Source organism: uncultured Aquimarina sp., assembly GCF_947492115.1.
Taxonomy (GTDB): Bacteria; Bacteroidota; Bacteroidia; order Flavobacteriales; family Flavobacteriaceae; genus Aquimarina.
The window spans coordinates 453065-471237 of the sequence record NZ_CANLMM010000005.1 but is presented as its reverse complement, the minus strand read 5'-3'; the positions used below and the strand labels follow the sequence as shown (position 1 = coordinate 471237).

At 32.3% G+C, this 18173-nt stretch carries 19 protein-coding genes; 11 read left to right on the top strand and 8 right to left on the bottom strand.

The annotated features are described in order from the left end of the window. Positions 1 to 15: 15 nt before the first annotated feature. The 4 genes from Q1A73_RS17525 to Q1A73_RS17510 all read right to left on the bottom strand — a co-directional run bounded on the left by Q1A73_RS17525 (position 16) and on the right by Q1A73_RS17510 (position 3765). On the bottom strand, positions 16 to 1440 hold the full coding sequence (locus Q1A73_RS17525; protein WP_299608036.1) for an HD domain-containing protein: 1425 nt from the start codon (positions 1438 to 1440) through the stop codon (positions 16 to 18). Positions 1441 to 1543: 103 nt separating this feature from the next. Then, a complete protein-coding gene (locus Q1A73_RS17520) occupies positions 1544 to 2113 on the bottom strand; it encodes an L-threonylcarbamoyladenylate synthase (protein ID WP_299608034.1) in 570 nt (189 codons plus the stop codon). Next, positions 2113 to 3099 (bottom strand): glycosyltransferase, encoded by a 987-nt coding sequence (locus Q1A73_RS17515; RefSeq protein ID WP_299608031.1) that lies wholly within the window; start codon positions 3097 to 3099, stop codon positions 2113 to 2115. The genes Q1A73_RS17520 and Q1A73_RS17515 overlap by 1 nt, the downstream gene beginning before the upstream one ends. A gap of 24 nt (positions 3100 to 3123) precedes the next feature. Beyond that, the gene (locus tag Q1A73_RS17510; RefSeq protein WP_299608029.1) at positions 3124 to 3765 is read right to left on the bottom strand and encodes a class I SAM-dependent methyltransferase; all 642 of its coding nucleotides are present in this window, start codon (positions 3763 to 3765) and stop codon (positions 3124 to 3126) included. A gap of 108 nt (positions 3766 to 3873) precedes the next feature. On the opposite strand from Q1A73_RS17510, the gene Q1A73_RS17505 reads away from it, so the two are divergent. The 3 genes from Q1A73_RS17505 (at position 3874) to Q1A73_RS17495 (ending at position 6483) form a co-directional block, all read left to right on the top strand. Further along, a complete protein-coding gene (locus Q1A73_RS17505) occupies positions 3874 to 4821 on the top strand; it encodes a hypothetical protein (protein ID WP_299608027.1) in 948 nt (315 codons plus the stop codon). Between the two features lie 12 nt (positions 4822 to 4833). After that, positions 4834 to 5634, top strand: a complete 801-nt coding sequence (locus Q1A73_RS17500; protein ID WP_299608025.1) for a glycosyltransferase family 2 protein — start codon at positions 4834 to 4836, stop codon at positions 5632 to 5634. Positions 5635 to 5703: 69 nt separating this feature from the next. After that, positions 5704 to 6483: a lipopolysaccharide kinase InaA family protein gene (locus Q1A73_RS17495; RefSeq protein WP_299608022.1), complete on the top strand. Its 780-nt coding sequence runs from the start codon at positions 5704 to 5706 to the stop codon at positions 6481 to 6483. Between the two features lie 8 nt (positions 6484 to 6491). Here the strand turns inward: Q1A73_RS17495 and Q1A73_RS17490 are convergent, their stop codons facing one another. Beyond that, positions 6492 to 7253 carry a glycosyltransferase family 2 protein gene (locus tag Q1A73_RS17490; protein ID WP_299608019.1) on the bottom strand — a complete coding sequence of 254 codons (762 nt, stop codon included), beginning with the start codon at positions 7251 to 7253 and terminating at the stop codon, positions 6492 to 6494. A gap of 18 nt (positions 7254 to 7271) precedes the next feature. On the opposite strand from Q1A73_RS17490, the gene Q1A73_RS17485 reads away from it, so the two are divergent. Continuing rightward, the gene (locus tag Q1A73_RS17485) at positions 7272 to 8141 is read left to right on the top strand and encodes a glycosyltransferase family 2 protein (protein WP_299608016.1); all 870 of its coding nucleotides are present in this window, start codon (positions 7272 to 7274) and stop codon (positions 8139 to 8141) included. Here the strand turns inward: Q1A73_RS17485 and Q1A73_RS17480 are convergent. Together Q1A73_RS17480 and Q1A73_RS17475 are read right to left on the bottom strand one after the other, a co-directional pair. Continuing rightward, positions 8138 to 9202, bottom strand: a complete 1065-nt coding sequence (locus tag Q1A73_RS17480) for a glycosyltransferase family 9 protein (RefSeq protein WP_299608014.1) — start codon at positions 9200 to 9202, stop codon at positions 8138 to 8140. The genes Q1A73_RS17485 and Q1A73_RS17480 overlap by 4 nt on opposite strands. A gap of 156 nt (positions 9203 to 9358) precedes the next feature. After that, positions 9359 to 10174 (bottom strand): 2,3,4,5-tetrahydropyridine-2,6-dicarboxylate N-succinyltransferase, encoded by an 816-nt coding sequence (locus Q1A73_RS17475; RefSeq protein WP_299608011.1) that lies wholly within the window; start codon positions 10172 to 10174, stop codon positions 9359 to 9361. A gap of 126 nt (positions 10175 to 10300) precedes the next feature. Here Q1A73_RS17475 and ruvX point away from each other — a divergent pair, with 126 nt between their 5' ends. The 7 genes from ruvX (at position 10301) to yidC (ending at position 16996) form a co-directional block, all read left to right on the top strand. Continuing rightward, positions 10301 to 10711: a Holliday junction resolvase RuvX gene (ruvX, locus tag Q1A73_RS17470; RefSeq protein ID WP_299608008.1), complete on the top strand. Its 411-nt coding sequence runs from the start codon at positions 10301 to 10303 to the stop codon at positions 10709 to 10711. Positions 10712 to 10750: 39 nt separating this feature from the next. Next, the gene (locus tag Q1A73_RS17465; RefSeq protein WP_299608005.1) at positions 10751 to 11089 is read left to right on the top strand and encodes a four helix bundle protein; all 339 of its coding nucleotides are present in this window, start codon (positions 10751 to 10753) and stop codon (positions 11087 to 11089) included. Positions 11090 to 11138: 49 nt separating this feature from the next. Next, entirely contained in the window at positions 11139 to 11729 is a 591-nt protein-coding gene (def, locus tag Q1A73_RS17460; RefSeq protein ID WP_299608002.1) for a peptide deformylase, read from the top strand. Between the two features lie 111 nt (positions 11730 to 11840). Beyond that, on the top strand, positions 11841 to 12260 hold the full coding sequence (locus tag Q1A73_RS17455) for a DUF5606 domain-containing protein (protein ID WP_299607999.1): 420 nt from the start codon (positions 11841 to 11843) through the stop codon (positions 12258 to 12260). Positions 12261 to 12431: 171 nt separating this feature from the next. Continuing rightward, entirely contained in the window at positions 12432 to 13121 is a 690-nt protein-coding gene (locus Q1A73_RS17450; RefSeq protein WP_299607996.1) for a hypothetical protein, read from the top strand. Positions 13122 to 13374: 253 nt separating this feature from the next. After that, positions 13375 to 15018, top strand: a complete 1644-nt coding sequence (locus Q1A73_RS17445) for a CTP synthase (RefSeq protein ID WP_299607993.1) — start codon at positions 13375 to 13377, stop codon at positions 15016 to 15018. Positions 15019 to 15109: 91 nt separating this feature from the next. After that, positions 15110 to 16996: a membrane protein insertase YidC gene (gene yidC, locus Q1A73_RS17440; protein ID WP_299607990.1), complete on the top strand. Its 1887-nt coding sequence runs from the start codon at positions 15110 to 15112 to the stop codon at positions 16994 to 16996. A 41-nt stretch (positions 16997 to 17037) separates the two neighbouring features. On the opposite strand, the gene Q1A73_RS17435 is transcribed toward yidC, so the two are convergent. Beyond that, positions 17038 to 18024 (bottom strand): fasciclin domain-containing protein, encoded by a 987-nt coding sequence (locus tag Q1A73_RS17435; protein ID WP_299607987.1) that lies wholly within the window; start codon positions 18022 to 18024, stop codon positions 17038 to 17040. Positions 18025 to 18173 lie beyond the last annotated feature (149 nt).

Genomic DNA, 18173 nt, shown 5'->3' with positions numbered 1-18173 from the left:
AAAGGATTTAAGTTGCTAAGAACTTTTTAACCCTAATTCTTCCCCTTTTTTTATCATAAACTGAAATGCAGCTTCATGTTCATTTGGGATATCTCCTTCTAATATGGCTTCTTTTATCGCTTCTTTTATAATTCCAATTTCTTTAGAAGGTTTTATGTCAAAAGTTTTCATGATTTCTTCTCCACTCACTGGAGGCTGAAAATTTCGAATATGATCTCGTTCTTCTACCTCTACCATTTTCTGACGAACAATTTTAAAATTGTTATGATATTTTTTAAAACGCTTCGGGTTTTTAGTTGTAATATCGGCTTCGCAAAGCGTCATTAATTCTTCGATATAGTTGCCAGCATCAAACACTAATCTCCTAACAGCAGAGTCCGTAACATCTGATGCAATTACAATTGGTCGAGAGCTCATTAAAACCATTTTCTGAACAAATTTCATTTTATCATTCAGAGGCATTTTTAATCGTTTAAATAGTTTATAGACCATTTTTGAGCCTACAAACTCATGACCATGAAAAGTCCATCCAACTTTTTTACTAAATCTCTTAGTAGGAGCCTTTCCGATATCATGTAATAGCGCTGCCCAGCGTAACCAAAGATCATCCGTGTTTTCTGCAATATTATCTACTACTTCTAAAGTATGGTAAAAGTTATCTTTATGTCTCTGTCCTTCTACTTCATCAATACCTTTTAACGCAACTAATTCCGGTAATATATAGGGCAGTAATCCAGTTTTTTCCAAAAGTAAAAACCCAATAGACGGTTTTTCACTTAATAAGATTTTATGGAGCTCGTCTACAATTCTTTCTTTAGTAATTATTTTAATACGATCTTTATTCTTGGTAATGGCTTTTAAAGATCTTTCTTCTATCTTGAAATTAAGTTGTGTAGCAAATCTAATGGCACGCATCATTCTTAGCGGATCATCAGAGTAGGTAATATCTGGATCTAATGGTGTTCTGATGATTTTGGATCGAAGATCTTCTAATCCATCAAAAGGATCTAAAATATTACCAAAATTGTCTCTAGAAAGACTTAATGCCAAGGCATTGATCGTAAAATCTCTCCTGTTTTGATCATCTTGAAGCGTTCCATTTTCTACAATAGGATTTCTACTATTTTCTCGATAAGATTCCTTTCGGGCACCAACAAACTCAACTTCTATATCTCCCGCTTTTAGCATGGCAGTTCCGTAGGTCTTAAAGATTTGAATTTTGGGTTGGTTAGGAAGTAATTTAGAAACTTCTTTTGCTAGTTCGATACCACTACCAACTGCTACTATGTCAATATCCTTTGCAGATCCTCGTTGTAAAATATAATCTCTTACAAACCCTCCAATGACATAACTGTCTAATTCAAGATTGGATGCAGCTTGGGTTATCGTATTAAAAACAGCATGTTGTAATGCTTCTTTGTAATTATTCTCTTCCGACATGAATCAATATACTCGATAATCGAGATTTTAAAGTTTCGAGGGTATTCTCGAAATCAACAATTGTTCTTATTATATATACCTGGTATACAAAGGTGATGAAACTTTATTTCCTTATAATTTTAACGGTACTATCTCCACCGATTTTTATAATAGAAGAAGGTTTAGCATCTTTATTTTGTAAAGGCAAATTTACGACATAGTCAACGCCTTCCAAAATCTCTTTACTCATTTCTTGCAGGTTTCTCGGAGTCGGTTTGCCACTGATATTTGCTGATGTAGAAACAATAGGCCTTTTAAACTTTCGTATTAATTTACTACAAAATGGATCTCTCGCTACTCTTATTCCAAGTGTATTATCTTTTGCGATTAGATTTTCAGCAACTCGTAAAGGTCTATCATAAATAATTGTAGTGGCCTTTGTAGCATATTTTAGAATGTCATAAGCCACTTCGGGTACTTCCTCTACATATTGCTGTAACATTTTAAAATCACTTACTAAGCATAATAAAGCTTTGCTGTCCGCTCTTTTCTTTAGTGAATATATTTTATCCACAGCTTCTGCATTGGTTGCATCACATCCAATTCCCCAAACGGTGTCAGTAGGATATAAAATAAGTCCTCCTCTTTTAAGAATTTCTATTGTTTTCTCTATTTCTATTTTTTGATTTTCCATTAATTAAATTTTGGAACCATATTCTCTTTATCAAGGTATTTAGGGATCTCTTTATTTATAGTTTCGCCGGCAATTACCTTTTCATATAGTTTTAAATAAGATTCTGTCATCATCTTAGAGTTGAAATACTTTACCGCATACTCATGGCATCTTTTTGGGTTATAATCAAATTCTTTAATGGCTTTGGCGATGTCATTAGAATTATTGCCAGTATATCCAACTTCGGGAGTGATTAATTCTGGTAGAGAACCGTTTTCGGTACCAAAAACAGCACAACCTGCATACATACTTTCGGTAATAGCTATTCCAAAAGGTTCATGCCAAACTACAGGAAAAACCAAGGCTTTAGACCGCTGCGCAACTTCCATCTTTTTGTCATTTTCCACCATTCCATGGAAGATGATATTTTTATTTAGGATATATTTTAATCCTCTTTTAAAATTTCTAAATGTCCAACGTTCACCACCCATTACATGTAGTTTATTACCAGATTTTAAGGCGATATCTGCAGTGCCAAATAAGTTTTTTACTTTCCACGATGCTTTGGCAAGAAAATGAAGATAGGTTCTTTCATTATCAAGTATTGGATCAGGATAATCATCCCAATCAATACCATTATACACAAAAGCAGTAGATCCATATCTTTTTGCATGATTTCCAGAAACAAAAACCATGTTGATATCTAAGGTTTGATCTGGAGATGGATTGCCTTCCATAGTAAAGATATATGGTTTTCCAACCGATTGGTTTAAGGAATGGAAAAGATGTACTACATCTACATCACTTGGGATTTGCTCTTCTAATGATTTTTCTTCGTCATAGTGAATAACAGTAGCAAAATCTGAGCTAGACCCTTGTTTTGCTAAAAAATAGACTTTATGACCTAATTTAGAAAGTTCTTTTCCTAATCCCCAAATAACTCGTTCGGTACCACCATATTTTTTAGCAGGTAATACTGCCGTTTTATCTTCAATAAGTATATTCATTGTTTGTTTAGGTAATTTAGATAGTTACTTTTTTACCACAGTGGCATATTGTAGATACCTCATGTCCATCGCAGTAAATAGGAAAGGTAAGTTGTAAAAATATGGTTTGATGGATTTAGTTTTATTTATCCCTTTGTGGGTAATAATCTTATATCCTAATCTGGTATACATATTGGCTATACTTTTTCCCGTAAAAAACCTTAAGTGAGTTTTATCCATGATACCATGATCTTCATACTCCCAATTTTTATTCAGTACTAAATTCTTTAAAGCACTGTGATATCTCATATTCGGAATAGAACTAATGATTACGCCATCTTTGGATAATTTGCTTTTCATTTTTTCTAGCACCACATATGGATCTACTAAATGTTCCAAAACGTCATTGAAATAGATAGTGTCAAAATAGTCATCTGGGAGCTCATCTATAAAACCTTCTACGTCTCCAATAAATACTTTATCTAGGAGTTTTTTTGCTTTTTCTCCTTCTTCCTTCATTAATTCAATACCCCATGTTTCGGTTTGAAATTTTTCTTTTATCATAGAAGCAAAAGCCCCTTCACCGCATCCTACATCCAATAACGTTTTTGTGTTTTTAGGAAGAAAATCCAACATTTCATGACGTGTGTTATTAAAATAGTTATCGGGTTTATTATCGTAATCCATGGATCTTCTTATTTTTTGTTAGAGAAATTTGTTATGAGTGAATTAGTTTTATTCTAAAACAGTCTGGTTGTTTAATATAATTGTTAATATTGTACGATATTTGTCTATATGAAAGTTACACTAATAAGCCTGGATAATTGGGGTTTTAATCAATTTATTGCCAAAGAATTAGAGCGTCGAGGGATAAAGGTGAGTCAAATCAATTTTTATCAACTACGCTATAAGTATCCTTCATTCTTCCATAAGGTTTTTAATTTCTTTGCAAAACTATTTTTTAAATATAACATAAAAAAGAAGTTTTTAGAGAAAAAAATTCTTGAAGAACTAAATAAGAATGGGCATCAGGATAAAATTTTAATTATCAAAGGAGATTTTTTAAATCCTGATTTCATTCAACAAATCAAACCTTACACAGATACATTGCTTGGTTTTTTTAATGATAATTATAAAAGGTCTCCCAAGATTGCTAAAATATATAATGAGTTTGACAAGGCTTTCTCTTTTGAAAAAGATGATGTCAAACAGTTTGATTTTTCGTTTATTACCAATTTTATTTATAAAGAAAAATTAACAAGTCCTAGCAAACCACAGCAGGATGTTTTTAATATCAGTTCGTCTGGAAAACGCGATGGAGTAATTCAAAATATAGCCAGAGCTTTGGATAAAATTGAAGTCAATTACAAAATAGTAATTGTAGGAAAAACCGAAGGTTTTAAGGATGATACCCAAATTACATACACCAAGAATACTATGAACCTGGAGCAGGTAGAAGAATTTATTGCGCAATCCAATGTTTTATTAGATGTTCATAGAGAAAATCAATCTGGGCTAACTTTTAGAGTTTTTGAAAGTATGGGGTTTTCTAAAAAATTGATAACGACCAATAAAGATATTGCGACGTATGATTTTTATAACCCTAATAATATTTTGATCATTGACAAAAAAGATATAGATATCCCTAAAGCTTTTTTTGATACTCCGTATGAACCCATTCCTAAGGAGATTTATGATAAATATACTTTGCCTTTTTGGGTTGATGAGGTTTTTGGATTTTAGAAGTTTATACGTATGAAAGAATATCCTAGTGTAGCATTATTAATTTCTACATATAATTGGCCAGATGCCTTAAATTTAGTATTAAAAAGTGTTTTGAAGCAATCAGTTTTACCAACGGAAGTAATCATAGCAGATGATGGCTCTACGGAAGAAACAAAAACGCTGATTGATACTTATAAAAACAGTTTTTCTGTTCCGTTACATCATGTTTGGCATGAGGACAATGGGTTTACAAAAACTCTGATCCTAAATAAGGCGATAGCCAGAATAACATCTGATTATATTGTTCAGATTGATGGTGATATTATTTTGCATAAACATTTCATAAAAGATCATTTAAATGCTAGTAGAGATAAAATGTTCTTGTATGGTACACGAGTAACATTAACAAAAGAAAAATCTAAACGGTTATTGTCTGCTAAGAAAATAGATCTTACTATTTTTTCTAGTGGTCTTAAAAAGCGAATGAGAATGCTGTATCTACCGTTTGTGTATAAAAACAGAAAGCCTGATGAAGCCATTTCCACCAAGCTACGAGGAGCAAATATGTCTTATTGGAGAAAGGATGCTATTGCCATCAATGGATACAATGAAGATTTTTTAGGTTGGGGATTCGAAGATTATGATTTCGGACAACGCTTAACATTTATGGGAATTATGCCTAAGAGGTTAAAATTTGCTGGAATATGTTTTCATATCTATCATAAAAAAGCGGTGTTGGAAAATCCGGAGAAGGGTAATGAAATTCAAAACAAAACAATAGCAGAAAGAATTACAAGATGTGATAATGGTATTGATAAATACTTGAAGTAAGATTAAAGTATTTATCAAGATAAATTGTAGAATCTATAAAATTCAGGTCGTTTATAAATCCGAAATAAAATGTCAAAAAGATTTGTAGTACATTCTTCTAAAATAAATCTAGAATCGGTAGTAAAAGATGCTATTGATAATTTCGATAGTTATACAAAGATATTAGGAGATGCAGAACGTAACGTGATCAAAATAGTAGATCTCGAAAGTAAGAATTACACTATAAAATCCTTTAAAATTCCTAATATCGTTAATCAAGTGGCATATCGTTTTTTTAGGAAATCCAAAGCTGAAAGATCTTATATGTATGCTAATAAGCTACTAGACTTAGGGATTAAAACACCTTTTCCTATAGCTTATGAAATTAGAATGACTCCTCTTTTATTTAAAAAGAGTTTTTATGTGAGTGAACTTGTGGATTGTGACCTTACGTATCGAGAATTGACTACAGACTTTAGCATTTCTGATCATGAGAGCATACTTAGAGCTTTTACTAGATTTACCTATGAATTACATAAAAATGGAGTGAATTTCTTAGATCATTCACCTGGAAACACATTAATCAAAAGAACAACCGAAGGTTACGAGTTCTATCTTGTAGACTTGAATAGGATGGAGTTTGGTGAAATGGATTTTGAAACGAGAATCAAAAACTTTGCACGTTTAACAATTCACGAGTCGATGATACGAGTTATGAGTAATGAGTATGCAAAATGTACAGGAGAAGAAGAGTCAGAAGTATTCAGGTTAATGTGGCAGTATACTCAGGAGTTCCAAAATCGATATCATAGCAAACGAAAATTAAAACGAAAAATCTTCTTTTGGAAGAAGAAGTATCGCGATGAATAATAATTCTCTTACCGTCTGTTTTTCTGAATTAGCTCTCTTAGTTTAGAATATTTGAGAAAGGTAATATTGGCAGTTTGAACTGAAATTACAAAACCATTAAAACCATCTAAGAAACCAAGACGTAGAAAATAAGCTTTAAAAAATGCCCAAGTGGGATTAACTATAATTTTCCAAAGGGGTGCTTTCTTTCCTAACTCAAAATAGGATTGAGCAGATATAGAAGAAAACTTATCCGTTTTTAAATTAAATTCTTGATAGGTGGCATAATTCCAGTGTAAGAGATCACCTTTGAGTTTTGATGCTTTTTTTGAGTCGTATAATTTAAAGGAATCATGGGGGTTAATGCCTTGCCATTCTCCTTTGCCTTTTATGAATGCTCTTAGTTTTTTATCAGGATACCAATCAGAAAACTGTATCCATTGACCGCAGAAGTTATTATATCTATTTACATAATAGCCATCATACATCCAATTGGATTTTAATTGTATTAGAGAATTTTGAAGTTCTGCTGATAAAGCTTCATCTCCATCCAAAGAAATAATATGATCATACGAAGCTTTTGTGATTGCGAAGTTTTTTTGTTCGATATATCCTAAAAACTGTTGTTTAATAAATGTAACATCAAATTGTTGACAAATCTCTTCTGTTCGGTCTGTAGAAAAGGAATCTACAACTACTATTTCATCTGCAACACCCACAAGAGAGGATAAACATCTTTCTATTTTTTTTTCTTCATTATAGGTAATAATAACAGCAGATAGTTTAATCATTCGGATGTTTTAAGATTGATGAGGCTAAATATAGCGTATCGTGCAAAAATAGTTATTTTTACGGCAATGCAATTACCAGAAATAACAGTTATCATAAGTACGTATAATCAACCTATGTGGTTGCAAAAAGTTTTATGCGGTTATGAAAATCAAACAGTAGATCATTTTGAAATTATCATCGCAGATGATGGTTCTACCGAAGAAACCAAAACAATGATCAATGAGTTTTGTAAAACTTCAAGATTGCAGATAGAACACGTTTGGCATCAAGATCTTGGGTTTCGTAAGACAGCTATTTTAAATAAAGCAATACCCTTGGCGAACTCTGATTATTTATTGTTTACAGATGGAGACTGTATTCCCAGAAATGATTTTGTAGCCACTCATTTGAAACTTCGGAAATCAGGTTGGTTTTTATCTGGTGGTTATTTTAAATTGCCTAAAGATATTTCTGAAGAAATTACTAAAGATGATATTGTAAGTCAACGATGTTTTGATGTGGATTGGCTTCTATCCAAAGGATTACCATCTTCGTTTAAATTAAATAAATTAACTTCTAATGGATTTAAAGAACGGTTTTTAAATTTTATTACACCTACAAAAGCTACTTGGGATGGGATGAATGTTTCGGGTTGGAAAAAAGATGTTTTGCTAGTGAATGGATTTGATGAACGTATGCAATATGGTGGAGAGGATAGAGAGATAGGTGAACGTTTATTTAATTTGGGTATTAAGGCGAAGCAAATAAGATATAGTGCAATATGTTTGCACTTACATCACGAAAGAGGTTATGTTGCACCAGAAATGATCACCAAAAATAAGGCAATTCGAAAAGTCACTAAGCGCGAAAAAGTCATTAGGACTCCGTTTGGAATCGAAAAAGATTAACGATTTAATTTTTTGAGATACGACTTTAATTTAGGAATGATTAATTCGGAAGAGAAGCTCTTATACAATTCCAAAGCCTGATCTTTCATTTGTTTAGGAGTTTTATCTCCATATAATTCAGGTTTAAAATCGTATAGATGAACAGAGTCATGTTGATGTCCATCTTCAAACATATTCCAATCTTTTTTAATAATCCAAGGAGAAAAAATAGTGAAAGTTGATTTTCCTAGTGCTTTGGCCATGTTTACAGCCCCACCTTCATTACCAATTAAAGCATCACAATGCGAAAGTATGGCAATGAACTCTCGTAAGCTTTTTCCAAAAACGTTGAAATGAATATGTTCCTTAGTTACCTCAGAGGTTAATTCATAAATAGCTTTTGCATCAGCTTCTTGATTTGGAATATAGTTAAATAGGATATTGGCTTTCGTACTAGATACAATCTCATCAATTACCGTTGCCATATATTCAAAAGGTAGTGTTTTCCTCATTTCACTTCCTAATACACTTATCATAATAAGTTTTCTTTCAGAGGTAATTCCGTTTGTTTCTAGATACGATTTGGATGTTTGCGTTTCATTATCTGTGAGGAAAATTTTCGGGCGAATAATATTAGTGACTAATTCATCTTCATTATGTACTAATCGTAAACGGTTTTCTGTAGCTATAGATGCATTAGTGATGGGTTCTGGTTTTCTTCGAATAACCTTGGTATATATAAATTGTGTATACCATTTATAAAAAGATATTCTTTTGGGAGCTTTCGAAAAATAAGAGATGAGGTTGCTTTCTAGTTTGCCATAGGCATCAATTACTAAATCATATTTAGATTTTTTAATATTCTTTAAAAAAGAATAAAAGGCTCTCTTACTTTCTCGATATTCGTTTTTAAATTCTATGATGTTATGAAAATATGGATTTTCAAGAATTACTGGTTTTGTATTCGAGTTTACTAAATAGTCAATGGTAGCATCGGGATATTTATTAGTGAGTGCTTCACAAATAATGGTGCTCGTAAGAACATCACCTATCATCTTTTGCTGAATGACTAATATTTTCATCTGCTCTTTTTTATTTTTTAATTGTCATATGTAATTCGTCAAGAATTATTTAGATAAGTATCAACAGAGTTTTATGACTCATTTCATGTTTATGATTTAAAAAAATGAGCCTGTCTAGTAAAAGACAAGCTCACAAGTATACTGATTTATTTCTAATTATACAGCTACATCATGCTCTCTTAGAGCGTCATTAAGAGAAGTCTTTTTGTTGGTGCTTTCTTTTCTTTTACCAATAATTAATGCACAAGGAACATTATATTCTCCAGCAGCAAACTTCTTAGTATAGCTTCCTGGTATTACTACTGATCTAGCAGGCACTACTCCTTTCATTTCTACAGGTGTATCACCTGTAACATCTATAATTTTAGTAGAGGCTGTAAGTACAACATTAGCACCCAGTACAGCTTCGGTTTCTACACGAACTCCTTCTACAACAATACATCGAGATCCGATAAATGCATTATCTTCAATAATTACTGGTGCGGCTTGTAGCGGTTCTAATACACCACCGATTCCAACACCACCACTTAAGTGTACATTTTTTCCTATCTGAGCACAACTACCAACTGTAGCCCAGGTGTCTACCATTGTTCCTTCGTCTACATAAGCTCCAATATTTACATAACTTGGCATTAAAATAGTTCCCGCAGAAATATATGCACCATGTCGAGCAACAGCATTAGGTACTACACGAATCCCTTTGGCTTCATATCCTCTTTTTAATGGAATTTTGTCGTGGTACTCAAAAATACCTGCTTCTAAGGTTTCCATTTTTTGAATTGGGAAATAAAGTACAACTCCCTTTTTTACCCATTCATTTACTTGCCATCCACCTTCTATAGGTTCTGCTACACGAAGGTCTCCTGCATCCAATAGGTCTACAACTTTTCTTATAGCCTCTTGTGTTTTTGATTCTTTTAAAAGCTCTCTGTTATCCCACGCTTTTTCTATGGTTTCTTTTAGTTGGTCCATGTATTAAAAAATTTTGGTAAAGATAATAGCTTCGATGGAAAAACATAGACAGATTAAATATTTTAGGATAGTCTTAATAATTCGCACTATATTATAATATTATCATACTTTTGCACAAAATAGTATATGGCAAGAATTCTAGCAATAGATTATGGAGCAAAACGATGTGGTATTGCGGTAACAGATGAATCTAAGATCATCGCATCTGGATTAACTACTGTGGATACAAAAGAATTACTGGGTTGGTTGCAAGATTATGTTGTTAGTGAAGAAGTAGAATTGTTTGTTGTGGGAGAACCTAAAAGGATGCATGGAGAGGCGTCTGAAAGTGAAAAGCTGATTCAACCGTTTTTAGAAAAATTATCAAAAATTTTGCCTGATATTCCGATAAAAAGAATAGACGAGCGATTTACTTCTAAAATAGCTTTTGATACAATGATAGCCAGTGGGATATCTAAAAAGAAAAGACAAGATAAAAAGTTAGTAGATCAAATTAGTGCCACTATTATATTACAGGATTATCTTTATAATTTATAATGAATATTTTTTAATGAATATTGTGTTTTTATTATGGATTTGAAGATAAGATCAAAAAATTTTGCTCATCAATGTGTTAAATTAGCACTTGATCTTCCTTCTAATAAGTTAGGCAAGCATGTAGAAGGTCAGTTAATAAGGTGTTCAACATCTGTCGCGGCAAATTATAGAGCAGCTTGTTTAGCTCAAACTAAAAAAGGATTCGTTTCTAAACTAAGTATTGTAATAGAAGAATCTGATGAATGTATATTCTGGATTGAATTTCTTAAAGATGAAGATTTAGTCCAAGGAAGTGAATTAGATAAAGCATTAAATGAGGCTAAAGAATTAACAACTATTTTTATTTCAAGCAGAATAACAGCTTCGAAAAACCTTTAAATTAATAAGTTTGGATTATTCATTATCCAATAAAAATTATAAATTCTAAATGATTTTACCAATTGTAGCATACGGTGATCCGGTTTTAAAGAAGAAAGCAAAGGAAATTAATAAAGACTATCCTAAGCTTTCAGAATTGTTAGAAAATATGTTTGAAACCATGTATAATGCACATGGTGTTGGATTAGCAGCTCCGCAGATAGGACTTCCTATTCGTTTGTTTTTAGTGGACGCAGAACCTTTTGCGGATGATGATGAGCTTTCTGAAGAAGAAAAAGAAGTATTGACAGGATTTAGAAAAGTCTTTATAAACGCCACCATTGTTGAAGAAACTGGAGAAGAATGGGGGTTTACAGAAGGTTGTCTAAGTATTCCAGATGTTCGTGAAGATGTCTTTAGAAAGGAAACGATCAAAATAAACTACTTCGATGAAAACTTTGTGGAGCACACGGAGACTTATAGTGGTTTGGCAGCGAGAGTAATTCAGCACGAGTATGATCATATCGAAGGAATTTTATTTACAGATAAACTATCCAGTCTTAAAAAGCGTTTGATTAAAGGAAAGCTTACGAATATCTCTAAAGGTAAGATCAATGCAGATTATAGAATGAAATTTCCGTTAGCTAAAAAGGGACGTTAACAGTTTATCGTATTTAATAAAAATATAGAAGTATCTTAATTATTTATGTTGGCTAAAGTTTGATTTTTAAAATTGAACTATTGATATTTGCCAACTTCGAAAAAGAAATTTATGAGCTTAGACAAAATTTTATCAATTTCTGGAAAACCAGGTTTATATGAATTAAAAGCGCAAACACGAAGTGGGTTTGTAGCCGAATCATTAGCAGATGGAAAAAAACTTTCTGTTAGTATTCAGAATAATGTTAGTATTCTTAGTGAGATTGCGATTTATACTTTTACTGAAGAAGTTCCTCTAAGAGAGATCTTTAAAAGGATTCAGGAAAAAGAAAATGGAGAAAAAGCGATAAGTCATAAAGAGTCCAAAAATAAATTAGAATCATACTTTAGTGAAGTATTACCAGATTATGACGAGGATAGGGTATATGTAAGTGATATGAAAAAAGTAATACAATGGTATAATATTTTACAAGCTAAAGGAATTACTGATTTTGAAGATCCGGAAGCATCAGGGTCTGATGAAGAAGAATAAAATTTCTTTTTTGGCAAAATTAAAATCCTATCCTGTATGGATGGGATTTTCTTTTTTTAAGAAAATATTAACTGTTTTTAATAATAACAAAATGTTTGCTCAGGTCACTAATGTAATGAAAGTCACTTGTGATGGGTGATTACAAATTACTAATTTAAAACCTAACTTAAAATGAAAAAACTGTTTTTAATCCTTTTATCAATTTTTATTATATCGTGCACTAAAGATGAAATAAATACTCTAGAAAATTTATCTTTGGATAAAAAAATTGAAGAATATAAATATATATATGAGGGCAAAACATTTAGTTTGCAAATTGATTTCTCTGAAAAGAATAAACCTAAAATAATCGAAGGAAGGGACAATGAAAATCTAAAGCAAATTTTTGAATTACGAGATTTGGTGTCTGTTGTTAATGGTGATGATTTGAATATATTTTACCTTTATGATAATCTAAATGTTTATAAAAAATCAGATGTGTATAAAAAGTCAATCGAAACTTTAGTCGAAAATCAAAATATAGAAAAAAATGATAATTTCTATGGAGTTAAAGTTTTTAGAGATAGAAATTTTGCTGGGCCTTCTCAGGTATTTTCTACTTCTCAGTATAATTTACATACTATATATATGCCTGTCGATGGTAGAATATGGGGTGATAATATAACATCACTTAAACTGTCTGGTGCTTTTAACTTAGGGATATATAAAGATGCTCGATACACTGATAGATCTACATTTATTAATAGTTATGGTAGGTTAACGGAGTATAGAGATCTAGAAAAACTCACATATGGATCTTGGCCCTTTGGAGTTAGGAACTGGAATGATGATATATCTTCTTTCAGGCTTTATAGAAGATAAGATTAATAATTCTATATTCTTATTTAAATTTAAACACTAAGAAAATAATAGAAAACTATATAAAAACCAGTCAACTGACTGGTTTTTTCTTGTTTGTGGAATGTTTTTTTGTTCATTTTCAGTTTTTTATACTGTTGAAGAATTATGGATAAGTAATGCAAATATTGCCTAGTTTTCAATGCTTTATTTGGGTTCTTCTTTGTATTTTTGCGCAAAATTTAAACACAACCCTACAATAAATAGTAAAGTTTACATGGCTAATACCAAATATGTTTTTGTAACTGGAGGCGTATCCTCATCTCTTGGAAAAGGAATTATAGCAGCTTCATTAGCAAAATTACTTCAGGCGAGAGGATATAGAGTTACGATTCAAAAACTAGATCCCTATATAAATGTTGATCCAGGAACTTTAAATCCTTATGAACATGGAGAATGCTATGTAACTGATGATGGTGCAGAGACTGATTTAGATTTAGGGCATTACGAACGCTTTCTGAATACTCCTACTTCACAAGCAAATAATGTTACTACTGGTAGGATTTATCAGAGTGTTATCGAAAAAGAACGTAGAGGTGAGTTCTTAGGTAAGACCGTACAGGTAGTTCCTCATATTACAAATGAGATAAAAGAAAGAATACAAATTCTTGGAAAAAGTGGTAATTATGATATAGTTATTACAGAGATAGGAGGAACTGTCGGTGATATAGAGTCTTTACCTTATATCGAAGCAGTAAGGCAATTAAAATGGGAATTAGGAGATAACAACGCATTGGTTATTCATCTAACATTAATTCCGTATCTATCTGCTGCTGGTGAATTAAAAACAAAGCCTACTCAGCATAGTGTAAAGACCTTAATGGAAAGCGGAATTAAAGCTGATATTTTGGTATGTCGTACCGAACACGAATTATCAGAAGATCTAAGAAGAAAACTAGCCTTATTCTGCAATGTTAAAAAAGAGGCAGTTATTCAGTCTATTGATGCTTCTACGATTTATGATGTGCCTAATTTAATGCTAGAAGAGGGCTTAGATACAGTCGTTTTAAGACAACTAGTTTTACGAGATGATAATGTTCCTAATTTAGATAAATGGAATGATTTCTTGAAAAGACATAAAAATCCAAAATGTGAAGTAACTATTGGATTAATTGGTAAGTATGTAGAATTACAAGATTCTTATAAATCAATTTTAGAAGCATTTATTCATGCTGGAGCTGAGAATGAAGTAAAAGTGAATGTAGAGAGTATTCATTCAGAGTATATAGATGAAAAAACCATTGAAAATAAAATAGCGCACTTAGATGGTGTTTTAGTAGCTCCAGGTTTTGGGGAAAGAGGAATAGAAGGCAAAATTAAGGCAGTTCAGTTTGCTAGGGAGAAAGGATTACCATTTTTCGGTATCTGTTTAGGAATGCAAATGGCAGTTATAGAATACTCTCGTAATGTTTTAGGTTTAAAGGATGCTTGTTCTGTTGAGGTAGACGAAAAGACTGCTAATCCAGTTATTAGTTTAATGGAAGAGCAAAAGAATATTACCGATATGGGAGGCACGATGCGATTAGGATCGTGGGATTGTGAGCTAATTGAGAATAGTAAAGTGTCACAGGCTTATGGAACTTCTTTGATAGCTGAAAGACACCGTCATCGCTACGAATATAATGATCAATATAAAGCACAATTAGAAAAGGCAGGACTAAGAACTACAGGAGTGAATCCTAAAACTGGATTAGTAGAAATTATTGAAATCCCTGAGCATCCATGGTTTGTAGGTGTTCAATACCATCCAGAATATAAGAGTACAGTTGCAAATCCTCATCCTTTGTTTGTGGCATTTGTAAAAGCAGCCGTAGCGTATGCTAACTCCTCCAAAAGTGCCAAAGTGGCACAAAAATCTTAAGTGGCGAGATAATTGACAATAAAAAGTAACAAAAATTAAGAAAACGTGTCTGATTAGTTAATCATATACGAGAGTATTTATACACAGATCAATGGAAGAAAAGAAATTTGACCTTAATACAGTAATTGGATTTGTTCTAATATTTGGAATTTTTGCGTGGATGTTTTATATCAATAAACCTACACCAGAAGAAATTGAAGCTAAAAAAGCAGAACAAGAACAAGTTGAAGCTAAGAAAAATGAAAGTGAGAATGTAGCAACCGATTTTGTTCCCGAGAGCAAAGCTGTAGCAGTAGATCCTAAAGATTCATTGGCAATGGTACAAGCTAAATCTACTTTAGGAGTGGTAGCTTATTCAGCTAGTTTGCCATCTGCAGTAGATAAGGTTACCACAATTGAAAATGAAGTTCTAAGTCTAAAGATTAATAACAAAGGAGGATATATTGATGAAGCATTGCTTAAGAACTTCAAAACGTATGATTCCGTTCCACTATATTTAATCAAAGATGGAAAGAATGCATCTTTCAATCTGAATTTCGGAACTACAGACAATAGAATTTTAAATACGAGAGACCTGTTTTTTGAACCTTCATTGACCAAAAATGGTGAGAATAGTGTTTTATCTATGAAATGGAAGGTTTCAGAATCTCAATTTTTGGAATATCGTTATGAGTTGAAACCTAATGAATATATGTTAGATTTTTCGATAAGATCACAAGGATTACAGCAAGTATTCAATAGCAGTCAACCTATAAACTTAGATTGGAAATTACAAGCGATAAGACAAGCGAAAAGTGCTTCATATGAAAATAGATATACAGAAATTCTGTTTGAATATGATGGTGGAAAAGATGATTATACTGGTCAAGGTGATTTTGCAGAGGAAAAAGAAGAAGATGTAACCTGGATTGGGTTTAAGCAACATTTCTTTACTTCGGTTTTATTAACGGATACTCCGTTTAAAACAGCCACTATGGCTTCTAAAAATATTGCAAATACCAGTGATTTAGATGATAAGGATATAAAGGTTACTAAAGAATTTGCAGCTACAGTTCCTTTAGAGTTAAATGGAGGAGAATTAAATTATAATATGGACTGGTATTATGGGCCTACGGATTATAAAATCTTAAGTTCTTATGATCGCAATCTTGATGAGATCGTACCATTAGGATGGGGTATTTTTGGGTTCATTAATAGATATTTATTTATTCCGTTTTTTAGCTTACTAAGTGGTTTCTTGCCTTATGGTATTGCGATCATAGTAATGACTATTGTAGTGAGAATTGTATTGTCCCCTGTAACCTATAAATCTTATGTTTCTCAGGCTAAAATGAAAATTTTACGCCCTGAAATCAATGAGATTAATGAAAAGTATAAGGATAATGCGATGAAAAAGCAACAAGAAACTATGGCCTTGTACAGCAAAGCAGGTGCAAGCCCAATGAGTGGTTGTTTACCAGCTCTAATGCAGATTCCAGTTTTCTATGCCTTATTTAATTTCTTTCCAAGTGCTTTTGATCTTAGACAGAAGAGTTTTTTATGGGCAGATGATTTATCTAGTTATGATACCATAGCGAAACTTCCATTCGAAATTCCTTTCTATGGAGATCACATCAGCTTATTCCCAATATTAGCTTCGATTGCTATTTTTATTTATATGATGATGACTACAGGTCAAACCATGCAACAGCAGCAACCAGGAATGCCAAACATGAAGTTTATCATGTATTTATCGCCATTGATGATGTTAGTATTCTTTAATAATTATGCGAGTGGGTTATCATTATACTATTTTATCTCTAATTTAATTACTATTGGTATTATGCTAGTGATTAAGAATGTTATTATAGATGAAGATAAAATTCATGCTAAAATTCAGGAGAATAAGAAGAAACCGAAAAAGCAAGGAAAGTTCCAGAAGAAGATGAAAGAATTAATGGAACAAGCAGAGCAACAACAAAAAGCTAAAAAGAAATAATTTAAAAACCCCCCATTTCTCGTGAAATGGGGGGTGTTTTTTTAATTTGGTAAAGATGGTGAGGCCACCATTACACGATCAATTAGGTGAATAACTCCATTTGATGCTTGTATATCTGTTGATATAATCGAACTAGCATTAGATGAATCTACACCATTTGCTCTTACAGTTTTAGCAGTAGCATCAATAGTAATTTCTCCAGATAATGTGGTAACATTACCATCAGTTAAATCTGCTTCTCTAACATTATTATCAGGAATTACGTGAAGATTAAGAGCGTTTTCAAGTATATTTTCTTCTATATCTCCAGGGTTATTCCAAGAGGGGTTAGTAGCTAACAAGTTCTCAAATGCAGCATTATTAGGCGCAAAAACAGTGAAAGGACCATCACCTTGAAGCGTTGTTACATAGTCAAAGTTATAAGCAGTTAATCCTTCAAGCAATCTTGATAAATTAGGGTCTACACTAGCAAATGTTGTAAGATCTGGTAACTCTATAACGGCATCTATTTTATGGATCACTCCATTTGAAGCTGAAATATCAGCAGATGTCACAGTTGCTGTACCATTGAAAACGACTCCATTAGTGGTGTTAAAATATACACTTAAATTAGTGTTGTCCGGTCCCGAGGTAGACGAAGTTTGCGTATAGCCAGCTACATTATTCGCTAATGTAGTGGAAGTTACTTCTCCAGCAATTACGTGATTGAGTAAAATTTGCTGTAATTCATCAGTAGGAATCGCATTGATATCAGCGTAATTGTTCGCAGCTAAAAATGCTTCCATAGCGGAATTTGTAGGAGCTAAAATAGTGAAAGGACCATCACCATTTAGTACAGAAACGAGATCTCCATCTGCAGCTGTCAAAGCGCTGACTAAAAGCGACAAGTCCGAATCTCCAGTAGCGATAGTAACAATGTTATCTGTTGAAATGATTACATCTCCGTCATCATCACTACCACAAGAAAAAGTACTTAATACCAAGACTGCAAGGAACAGTGCATTGGTGATTTTTGAAATAATTTTCATTTTTTTGAGTTTTAAAAGTTTATTTGTTCAATTTGACTAACGAGGCGTTTGTTTTATATATTTTTAATTTTTAGTTAAACAAAAGTTAACTTAGGTTGTTTTTATACTTAGTTAATTGTTTTTTTAGAAGTTTTAATGTTTTTTTTGTA

What these genes read in the sequence shown, in the direction of transcription:
- ruvX (WP_299608008.1), top strand. Translation starts at nt 10,301, where the DNA reads ATGGCAAGAATTCTAGCAATAGATTATGGAGCAAAACGATGTGGTATT.
- def (WP_299608002.1), top strand. Translation starts at nt 11,139, where the DNA reads ATGATTTTACCAATTGTAGCATACGGTGATCCGGTTTTAAAGAAGAAA.
- Q1A73_RS17510 (WP_299608029.1), bottom strand. Translation starts at nt 3,765, where the DNA reads ATGGATTACGATAATAAACCCGATAACTATTTTAATAACACACGTCAT.
- Q1A73_RS17485 (WP_299608016.1), top strand. Translation starts at nt 7,272, where the DNA reads ATGAGGCTAAATATAGCGTATCGTGCAAAAATAGTTATTTTTACGGCA.
- Q1A73_RS17520 (WP_299608034.1), bottom strand. Translation starts at nt 2,113, where the DNA reads ATGGAAAATCAAAAAATAGAAATAGAGAAAACAATAGAAATTCTTAAA.
- Q1A73_RS17450 (WP_299607996.1), top strand. Translation starts at nt 12,432, where the DNA reads ATGAAAAAACTGTTTTTAATCCTTTTATCAATTTTTATTATATCGTGC.
- yidC (WP_299607990.1), top strand. Translation starts at nt 15,110, where the DNA reads ATGGAAGAAAAGAAATTTGACCTTAATACAGTAATTGGATTTGTTCTA.
- Q1A73_RS17525 (WP_299608036.1), bottom strand. Translation starts at nt 1,440, where the DNA reads ATGTCGGAAGAGAATAATTACAAAGAAGCATTACAACATGCTGTTTTT.
- Q1A73_RS17435 (WP_299607987.1), bottom strand. Translation starts at nt 18,024, where the DNA reads ATGAAAATTATTTCAAAAATCACCAATGCACTGTTCCTTGCAGTCTTG.
- Q1A73_RS17515 (WP_299608031.1), bottom strand. Translation starts at nt 3,099, where the DNA reads ATGAATATACTTATTGAAGATAAAACGGCAGTATTACCTGCTAAAAAA.
- Q1A73_RS17500 (WP_299608025.1), top strand. Translation starts at nt 4,834, where the DNA reads ATGAAAGAATATCCTAGTGTAGCATTATTAATTTCTACATATAATTGG.
- Q1A73_RS17455 (WP_299607999.1), top strand. Translation starts at nt 11,841, where the DNA reads ATGAGCTTAGACAAAATTTTATCAATTTCTGGAAAACCAGGTTTATAT.
- Q1A73_RS17495 (WP_299608022.1), top strand. Translation starts at nt 5,704, where the DNA reads ATGTCAAAAAGATTTGTAGTACATTCTTCTAAAATAAATCTAGAATCG.
- Q1A73_RS17475 (WP_299608011.1), bottom strand. Translation starts at nt 10,174, where the DNA reads ATGGACCAACTAAAAGAAACCATAGAAAAAGCGTGGGATAACAGAGAG.
- Q1A73_RS17505 (WP_299608027.1), top strand. Translation starts at nt 3,874, where the DNA reads ATGAAAGTTACACTAATAAGCCTGGATAATTGGGGTTTTAATCAATTT.
- Q1A73_RS17480 (WP_299608014.1), bottom strand. Translation starts at nt 9,202, where the DNA reads ATGAAAATATTAGTCATTCAGCAAAAGATGATAGGTGATGTTCTTACG.
- Q1A73_RS17445 (WP_299607993.1), top strand. Translation starts at nt 13,375, where the DNA reads ATGGCTAATACCAAATATGTTTTTGTAACTGGAGGCGTATCCTCATCT.
- Q1A73_RS17490 (WP_299608019.1), bottom strand. Translation starts at nt 7,253, where the DNA reads ATGATTAAACTATCTGCTGTTATTATTACCTATAATGAAGAAAAAAAA.